This is a genomic window from Methylocaldum sp., from assembly GCF_039794385.1.
In the GTDB taxonomy this organism is placed as follows: Bacteria; Pseudomonadota; Gammaproteobacteria; order Methylococcales; family Methylococcaceae; genus Methylocaldum.
In genome coordinates, this window is record NZ_JBDIVO010000205.1 from 1 (window position 1) to 8,987 (window position 8,987).

Here is an 8,987-nt window from a genome sequence, read left to right on the forward strand (position 1 = left end):
CAACTTTATTTACGCGCAGTAAATCTCTGTTCGGAGTAAAAAACTTGCGTAATTGACTGACTTAAAGGGTCCTCGCCCAACCCTCTCCCGGAGAGTAGAGGTATCTGTACAAATCGTCACCCCGGCATGGATTGCCGGAGTCCAGAGGCTAAGGACGGCAACGGCCTCTCACATCCATGTGTTCTGGATTCCGGCATCCAATCGCAAACGGTTGCTTTAGTCGCAACCCTTCCCTGCCGGAATGACGGTTTTGCGGACTTGTGTAGATACCTTTGGTCAGAGGGAGATGGCTTTTTTCAAAGCTTTACTTATTAATCAGGCCCGTAAATACCCTCCTGGTATTTCGGGCCGCCGCCCAGGCCGGTACACGCCCGGCCTGGGCTCACGCGGCTTGTCGCCGCGCCGGGGCATCCCTGCCCCGGATTAACCCGGCCTATATTTATAGGCCGGGTTAATAACACGACAGTTAGCACTGGACACCCCTTGGAATCCGACCGATGCGTGGAATCCGAGAGTGCTTAAACAGGGAACGATAGCGAAGCGGTCAGCAGCATGAACATCTGATCTCTTGCCGGCCGATGCCCGCTTCCGGAACGGGACAATCTCAGCACGGATGGCTGAGCACAAGGAGGACATCAACGCGTGAGACCGGCAACGGAACAAGCTCCCTTACAGGCAACCGTCGCCCAGATTCGCTGCTTGGCGGCGGTTTTCAGAGGACCGAAGGACCTTCGAGTAATGCCCGTCTCGGTGCCCCCACCGGGTCCTGGGCAGGTGCGCGTCAAGCTGGAAGGCTGCGGCGTCTGCGGTTCGAATCTTCCGGTCTGGGAAGGACGCCCCTGGTTCGACTACCCCTTCCCGCCCGGCGCCCCCGGACACGAAGGCTGGGGCCGCGTCGAGGCAGTGGGCGCGGACGTCGAGCGTCCGGCGGTGGGCACTCGGGTAGCGGTTTTGTCCTATCACGCCTACGCCGGATACGATCTGGTCGAAGCCGGCGCCGCCATTCCTCTTCCCGCCGTGCTCGACGACCAGATCTTCCCAGGCGAACCCCTGGCTTGCGCGATGAACGTGTTTCACCGCAGCGGCATCAAGTCCGGAGAAACGGTCGCCATCGTCGGCATCGGCTTTCTGGGCGCCCTGCTCGTCGGCCTGTCGGCCAAGGCCGGAGCCCGCGTGATCGCACTGTCCCGCCGTCCCTACGCGCTCGATGTCGCACGCCGCCAAGGCGCCGACGAAACCCTGTCGATCGGTGATTTTCAGGCTGCCGTCGACCGCGTCAAAGCACTGACCGGGGATGTCGGCTGCGACTGCGTGATCGAGGTCGGGGGAGAACAGTACACCCTGGATCTGGCCACCGAATTGACCCGAGTACGGGGTCGCTTGGTGATCGCCGGCTACCATCAGGACGGGCCGCGCCAGGTGAACATGCAATTGTGGAACTGGCGCGGCCTGGACGTCATCAACGCCCACGAACGCGACCCGCAGCGATACGCCGACGGTCTGCACGCCGCGATCGCGGCTGTGGCCACCGGACGCATCGATCCGTCGCCGCTTTACACCCACCGATTCGCCCTCAAGGAGCTGCCCCAGGCTTTCGAGCTGATGCGGTCGCGCCCGGACGGCTTTCTGAAGGCGGTGGTGCTGCTATGAGCGCGACTCCGGTACAAAACGCGACTACGGAAGTTCGGCCGAACCGTCCGCGGCTGGGCTTTCTCGGCGTCGGCTGGATCGGCCGCAACCGGATGGCCGCCCTGGCGGAGGAGGGTTGCGCCGAGATCGTCGCCCTCGCCGATCCGTCCCCGGAAGCCCTGAAGGAAGCGTCGCACCTCGCGCCCGGAGCCGCCCTGAGCGAACGTCCGGAGAGCCTCTTCGAGAACTCTGTGGACGGAATAGTCATTGCCACGCCCAGCGCCGCTCACGCCCGGCAAGCGATGGCCGCTCTCGAAAGAGGCCTTGCGGTGTTCTGCCAAAAACCGCTGGCCAGGACCCGGCAGGAAACGCGAAGCATCGTCGATGCGGCGCGCCGTGCGGACAGGCTGTTGGGCGTGGATTTGAGCTACCGCTACGTACGCGGCATGGCGGAAATTCGCGACGCCATCCGCCGGGGCGATCTGGGCGAAATCTATGCCGTGGACCTGACCTTCCACAACGCCTATGGCCCGGACAAGCCGTGGTTCTACGACCTCGCCCTGGCGGGCGGCGGCTGCGTCATGGATCTGGGCGTCCACCTCGTGGATCTGGCGCTGTGGATGCTGGATTTTCCGGACGTCACCGAGGTCGTCAGCCGCCTGTACGCCCGCGGGAGGCTCCTGGCAAAACCGGCTGCCGAGATCGAAGACTATGCCGTCGCGGAGATCGGATTCCGAGGCGGCGCCGTCGCTCGCATCGCCTGTTCCTGGCGGCTTTCGGCCGGCCGCGATGCGGCGATCGATTTCTCTTTCCACGGCACCGGGGGCGGGGCCGCGCTCCGCAATGTCGACGGCTCCTTCTACGACTTCATCGTCGAACGCTTCCACGGAACCCGGCGCGAAGCCGTCGCCAGCCCTCCCGACCCCTGGGGCGGGAGGGCGCTCATCGATTGGACACGGAGGCTCGGCCAAGAAGGGCGCTTCGCCCCGGAAGCCCGGCAGTTCGTCGAAATCGCAACCGTACTCGACAGGATCTACGGACGATGAAAATCCTCATGACGGCCGACACGATCGGAGGCGTCTGGCGGTACGCGCTGGAGCTGGCCCGCGGATTGGAAGCTTTCGGGGCGGACATCGTGCTGGCCACGATGGGCGCCCCCCTGTCCGCCGAACAGCGGCGCGAAGCCGCGGCCCTTCACCATGTCCGGGTGGCCGAGAGCCGCTACAAACTGGTCTGGATGGACGATCCCTGGGAGGATCTCGAAGCAGCCGGCCGGTGGCTGCTGAAGCTGGCGAAGGACGCCAATCCGTCGCTGATTCATTTGAACGATTACCCCCACGGCCATCTGGCCTGGCCGGCTCCGGTCCTGATGGTCGGCCACTCCTGCGTGCTGTCGTGGTGGCAAGCGGTATACGGCGAGCCGGCGCCGAAGCGCCTGGACCGCTATCGGGACGTCGTTCGAACCGGGCTGCGGGCGGCGGACTGCCTGGTCGCACCGACCGCGGCCATGCTCGCCGAATTGCGCAGGCTGTACGGTCCTTTGCCGACAGCCCGCGTGATCTCCAATGGGCGCGCCGGCCAGCCCGAGAGCAACAAAAAGCCCTTTATCCTCTCGGCCGGCCGATTATGGGACCCGGCCAAGAATATCGCCGCTCTCGCCCGAATCGCCCCGCGCCTGTCATGGCCCGTCTACATCGCCGGCGAAGCCCGACATCCCGACGGCGGAACGTCCGACTTCGCGGACACCCATTGCCTCGGGCGGCTTTCTCCCGAGCAACTCGCGAACTGGTTCGCCCATGCCGCTATCTACGCCCTGCCCGCCCGCTACGAACCATTCGGTTTATCGGCGCTGGAAGCGGCCTCGGCGGGATGCGCCCTGGTGCTCGGCGACATCCCCAGCCTTCGCGAAATCTGGCAGGACGCTGCCTTGTTCGTATCGCCGAACGATACCGAGCAACTCCGCTCGACGCTTCAGGAACTGATCGACCGGCCGGACCTGCGGCACGACTGGGCGGCCAAGGCCCGGATCAGAGCGGCCTGGTTCACGCCGGAACGGATGGCCGCCGCGTACTGGAATGCTTATCACGATCTGATCGCCGACCGACGGACGACCAAACGCCGGGCCGGCAAGACGACGAACGTCTCTTTTCACTCGCAAACGGCATCGCCGGGAGCGCCGGTGCGACCCGATCACCACGTCTAACTAAAACAATGGAATCTTAGAATGAAATTTGTCCTCTTCTATCACTCTCTGATCTCCGACTGGAACCACGGCAATGCCCATTTCCTGCGGGGCATCGCCACCGAACTGCTGCAGCGCGGCCACCGCGTCGAGGTTTACGAACCGACCGACGGCTGGAGTCTTCAGAACCTCCGCGCCGAGCGGCTTCCCGGCTCGCTGATGGGCTTTTTCGAGGCCTATCCACAGCTGCTCAGCCGCTTTTATAACGTCGACGATATCGACATCGGCGCCGTTCTGGCGGATGCCGACGTGGTCATCGTGCATGAGTGGAACGATCCCGCTTTGGTCAAAAAGATCGGACGCCATCGCGCCCGATCGGGGCACTACGTCTTGCTGTTCCACGACACCCATCATCGGGCGGTGACCGATCCCGAATCGATCGCCCGATACGATCTGGAACACTACGACGGGGTGCTGGCCTTCGGCAAGGTACTGCGCGACATCTATTTGGACCGGGGCTGGGCCTCGCGGGCCTGGACCTGGCACGAGGCCGCCGATACCCGCGTATTCCGTCCGATGCCGCGCGAGCCCGAGGAAGGAGATTTGATCTGGATAGGCAACTGGGGCGACGACGAGCGCACCCGCGAGCTCAAGGAATTTCTCATCGATCCGGTCAAGACGCTCAAGCTGAGGACGCGCATTTACGGCGTGCGCTACCCGGCACGGGCGCTCGACGTCTTGTCCGACGCCGGAATCGAATACGGCGGATGGCTGCCGAATTATGAGGTTCCCCGAATGTTCGCCCGTTTCAAGGTGACGGTACACATTCCGCGGCGGCCTTATCGCAGGGCGCTGCCGGGCATACCCACGATACGCCCCTTCGAAGCGCTGGCCTGCGGCATTCCGCTGGTCAGCGCGCCCTGGGACGATGTCGAGGGCTTGTTTACGCCCGGCCGGGATTTCCTGGTCGCCCGCACCCGTCACGAAATGGAGGAAGCCGTCGCAGCGGTTCTGCACGACCGCAAATTCGCGCAGAGTCTGGCCGCGCAGGGACGCGCCACCATACTCAGACGCCACACCTGCGCGCACCGAATCGACGAGCTGTTGGACATCTGCCGCGAACTGCGCCTGTCCCGCTCCGCGGAACACAAATCGAGGAAAGAACCCGCTGTCACATAGGAGACGTCTTCATGAAACACCGGCCGCAAGTCGCATTCTTCGGCTCCAGTCTGGTCTCGTCCTACTGGAACGGCGCGGCCACGTACTACCGCGGACTGATTCGCGCCTTGAGCGTGCTGGGGTACCGCACCACCTTCTACGAGCCGGATGCCTTCGAGCGGCAGCAGCATCGCGACATGGCCAATCCGACCTGGGCCAACGTCGTGGTTTATCCAGCCACGGAACAGGGCGTTTCGAAAGCGCTGGAAGCCGCCCGGCAGGCGGATATCCTGGTCAAGGCAAGCGGCGTCGGCGTGTTCGACGACTGGCTGGAACGCGAAATCCCGGGCCTTCGGGCGCCAAACCGAATGGTCATCTATTGGGACGTCGATGCCCCGGCCACCTTGGAGCGGGTTCACCAGAATCCCAACGATCCGTTCCGTACCCTGATTCCCCATTACGACCTGATCCTGACCTACGGCGGCGGACCGCCTGTCGTGGAAGCCTACCGGACATTGGGCGCACGCGGCTGCGTGCCGGTCTACAACGCGCTGGACCCGGCCATTCATTATCCCGTGACACCGGATCCCCGGTTTGCCGCCACTTTGGGATTTCTCGGAAACCGCCTCCCGGACCGGGAAACGCGGGTGCACGAATTCTTCTTCAGTCCCGCGGCGAAACTCCCGAAAGCCGATTTCCTGCTCGGCGGAAACGGGTGGGAATGCAACATACCGGAACTCCCCAATCTCCGCTATCTCGGCCATGTATACGCCCAGGATCACAACGCGTTCAATTGCAGCTCGCGCATGGTCCTCAACATCAACCGCAGCAGCATGGCGCGCTTCGGCTACTCCCCCGCCACCCGAGTATTCGAGGCGGCGGGTGCCGGCGCCTGCATCGTCACCGACGCCTGGGAGGGCATCGAGCAATTTCTGGAACCCGGCCGGGAAATTCTGGTTGCCCGGACCGGGGACGATGTCGTCCGGCATCTTGAAACGACGTCCGAAGAACGTGCTCGGGCGATCGGCGCCGCCGCCATGCGGCGGGTGATCGCGGAGCATACCTATGCGCACCGGGCGGCGCTGGTCCACCGTATTCTGACCGGACTGGCGGATGACGGCGTTTCGAGCAATACGCCCGCGCCTCGATCCAATGCTGAGGAGAACTCTCTTCCCGATCGGTTCAACCCCTCCTTAAACCCACACACAGGAGCTTGATCATGTCCGAGCCATTGAACATCGTCATACTGGGACTCTCGATTACGTCATCCTGGGGCAATGGCCACGCCACGACTTATCGGGCGCTGGTACACGGCTTGAGCGCGCGCGGCCATAGCGTACTGTTTCTGGAACGCGACCAGCCCTGGTATGCGAAAAACCGCGACCTGCCCAACCCGCCTTACGGCACGACCCGCCTTTATGCCGATCTTGACGAACTGAAAGATCGGTTCACCGACGAGGTGGCGCAAGCCGATCTGGTCATCGTCGGCTCGTACGTTCCGGACGGCGTCGAGGTCGGACAATGGGTGATCGCCACGGCGCGCGGCCTTACCGCTTTCTACGACATCGATACGCCGATCACGCTGGCTAAACTGGTGCACGGCGATTGTGAATATCTGCACCCGGATCTAATCCCCCGCTACGAGCTTTATCTATCCTTCACCGGCGGTCCGCTCCTGTCCTGGCTCAAACGCTCGTACCGCGCTCAACGGGTGGAACCGCTCTACTGCTCGGTAGACCCGGATCTACATTCTTCAGACTTCGGCCCCATCGAGTACGACCTCGGCTACATGGGCACTTACAGCGAAGACCGGCAGCCGGCGGTCGAGGAATTGCTGCTGAAACCCGCGCGTCAGTGGGCACAGGGGCGATTTGCGATCGTCGGAGCGCAATACCCGGAAACGATAGCTTGGCCTCCGAACGTTCACCGCGTCGAACACTTGCCGCCCGCCGCTCACCGGCGCTTCTATACCTCGCAGCGTTTCACGCTGAACGTCACCCGCCACGAGATGGTACGCGCCGGATACTCGCCCAGCGTGCGCCTGTTCGAAGCCGCCGCCTGCGGGACGCCGGTCATCTCGGATCGTTGGCAAGGTCTCAACAGCTTCTTCAAGATCGGTGAAGAAATTCTGGTGGCCGAACGCGCCGAGGACGTTCTGCGCCATCTCCAGGAGACCTCGGATGCCGAACGGACCCGCATCGGCGAGCGGGCGCGTGCCAAGGTGCTTTCGGCCCATACCTCGATTCATCGGGCCATAGAGTTGGAAAACCATGTGCGCCGGGCACGCGGGGGATTCCCTAGACCCCGCATCATTCATAGCTACGGTTAGAACGTTTTTTACTAGGGTGCAGGAACGGGCGGCATACGAAACCGTCACACCCTACACCGAACTAAAAAATGTTCTCGCCGCAAGGCTTCATTACCGAATGATCAATGCCAGGAGGTGTCGTCATGTCGCACGAATCGAAAAAAACGACGAATCACGAGGAGATTCGCCGCTGGGTGGAAGAACGGGGAGGCTGGCCCGCCACCGTTAAGGGTACCGCCGGCAAAGGCGACGAGGCAGGCATCCTGCGCATCCGGTTCACCGAAGGCGGTGAAACGCTGGAGCGGATCTCCTGGGAGGCGTTCTTCGACAAGTTCGAAGAGCAAAAGCTGGCTTTTCTTTATCAGGAAAGAACCCAGAGCGGAGAGGTAAGCCGTTTTTTCAAGCTGGTGCGGCGCGACTGATCGTCGACCCGTAAGACGGAAGAAAATACCTTCCTTTGTCGCCGGCCGCACCGCGCGGAATTGGAATCCCGGACCGGGCAGCAGCCGATAAGGCGGCGGGAACCTGCAAGCGCAACCAGCAGACGGCCCGGTTGACCGAGAGGTTAGGCCACAGATGAATCATCGGTGAGCTCGACGGCGTTTTCGTCGCACCAAAGGCGCAACGCCTTTTCAGTCTCGCGGGATTCGTATTCGTACCAGCGTTCAAGCTGGTTTCGGCTATTCAAGAAATCTTTGAAGCGACCGTAAGCGCCTTTCTTTCGAAAAAACTCGGAAACGGTTTCGTATTCGCCGGGGAGTTCTTGCTCTACGAATGACAATACCAGGTTATGCCCCAAGTCCAGATCGTGCTTGTGAGGAACTTCGACGTACCTGTCTGATGTTTCGAGATCGTCGGGAACTTCTTCTTCGAAGTCGAACTCGGGTGACAAATAGTGAATCGTTCCGGTGTCCCGATCAATGAAGGCCCTGCTGTCAAAGGGCGCGCCGGAACTCACGAATTCGAAGGCATCAAGGAGATCTGAGTATCTGAGCTTTGCGATGGACATATGGTACGTGGCCTCATGTGCCGAACAATCGGCGCTTGGTGACTGGGTCAAGCTTTTGTTGTTTTAACTTCGGCTTGGTTCAGCTAAGTGAACTTCGTCATTTTGCGTAAAAAAATCAAAGCGAATAACCAAAGCGTGGGCCGTTTTGCTAACGTCACCGGTAATCGGGCCGCGTTAGCAGCTCCGGTGCACCGCCTCGTTAGGCTGTTTTTCCATCTTAACTGTCATGCCATTTCTTTCTACGACGACAAACCCCATTCGCTCATACAGCCTTTTGGCCGGATTGTCTTCAAAGGTCGTAAGACGAATGCTGACCTTTGAATAAGTAGCAAGTAGACGGTTCAAGAGCTTTGTGCCAATACCTTGGCCCTGCCGGGCAGGGGATAACTGGATGTTGTCGATGTAAATCGATGTGGGTTCTTTGATTACGCTGAGGTAACCAGCTCGTTTACCGGCAATGATCACCATGGTTATGTTCTCAACGACGAATCCGTTACGGAACTCGGTTGAAACCCAGCCTCCCCAGTGTTTACAGAATAAATCATGCATGTTCCTCTTGGTGAGACGGTAACAGTATGCGTAGTCATCAGAAGTAGCAGGTCTAAGTTCGTAATCCATTGTTCACCGCTTATGCCACACAGCCCAATCGTGAATGGGTCAGCTCGTAGGGCGGGTTAGGCGATAGCCGCCGATTCCGCGGC

The 8,987-nt window shown here is 61.3% G+C and carries 9 protein-coding genes; 7 read left to right on the forward strand and 2 right to left on the reverse strand.

What is annotated here, in order from left to right:
• Positions 1–642: 642 nt before the first annotated feature.
• The 7 genes from ABJK70_RS16095 (at position 643) to ABJK70_RS16125 (ending at position 7,699) form a co-directional block, all read left to right on the forward strand.
• Positions 643–1,650, forward strand: coding sequence for a zinc-binding dehydrogenase (locus ABJK70_RS16095; RefSeq protein ID WP_208110112.1), 1,008 nt, complete (start codon positions 643–645; stop codon positions 1,648–1,650).
• On the forward strand, positions 1,647–2,675 hold the full coding sequence (locus ABJK70_RS16100; protein WP_077729348.1) for a Gfo/Idh/MocA family oxidoreductase: 1,029 nt from the start codon (positions 1,647–1,649) through the stop codon (positions 2,673–2,675). The genes ABJK70_RS16095 and ABJK70_RS16100 overlap by 4 nt, the downstream gene beginning before the upstream one ends.
• On the forward strand, positions 2,672–3,832 hold the full coding sequence (locus ABJK70_RS16105; RefSeq protein ID WP_347258470.1) for a glycosyltransferase family 4 protein: 1,161 nt from the start codon (positions 2,672–2,674) through the stop codon (positions 3,830–3,832). The genes ABJK70_RS16100 and ABJK70_RS16105 overlap by 4 nt, the downstream gene beginning before the upstream one ends.
• 21 nt (positions 3,833–3,853) lie before the next feature.
• Positions 3,854–4,990 carry a glycosyltransferase gene (locus tag ABJK70_RS16110; RefSeq protein WP_077729347.1) on the forward strand — a complete coding sequence of 379 codons (1,137 nt, stop codon included), beginning with the start codon at positions 3,854–3,856 and terminating at the stop codon, positions 4,988–4,990.
• Between the two features lie 11 nt (positions 4,991–5,001).
• Positions 5,002–6,186 (forward strand): glycosyltransferase, encoded by a 1,185-nt coding sequence (locus ABJK70_RS16115; RefSeq protein WP_347258471.1) that lies wholly within the window; start codon positions 5,002–5,004, stop codon positions 6,184–6,186.
• Positions 6,187–6,188: 2 nt separating this feature from the next.
• Positions 6,189–7,298, forward strand: a complete 1,110-nt coding sequence (locus ABJK70_RS16120) for a glycosyltransferase (RefSeq protein WP_133717398.1) — start codon at positions 6,189–6,191, stop codon at positions 7,296–7,298.
• Positions 7,299–7,420: 122 nt separating this feature from the next.
• On the forward strand, positions 7,421–7,699 hold the full coding sequence (locus ABJK70_RS16125; protein ID WP_156880665.1) for a hypothetical protein: 279 nt from the start codon (positions 7,421–7,423) through the stop codon (positions 7,697–7,699).
• 143 nt (positions 7,700–7,842) lie between these two features.
• On the opposite strand, the gene ABJK70_RS16130 is transcribed toward ABJK70_RS16125, so the two are convergent.
• Together ABJK70_RS16130 and ABJK70_RS16135 are read right to left on the reverse strand one after the other, a co-directional pair.
• Entirely contained in the window at positions 7,843–8,286 is a 444-nt protein-coding gene (locus tag ABJK70_RS16130; protein ID WP_156880664.1) for a UPF0158 family protein, read from the reverse strand.
• A gap of 174 nt (positions 8,287–8,460) precedes the next feature.
• Positions 8,461–8,835, reverse strand: a complete 375-nt coding sequence (locus ABJK70_RS16135) for a GNAT family N-acetyltransferase (protein ID WP_280859364.1) — start codon at positions 8,833–8,835, stop codon at positions 8,461–8,463.
• Positions 8,836–8,987: the final 152 nt, after the last annotated feature.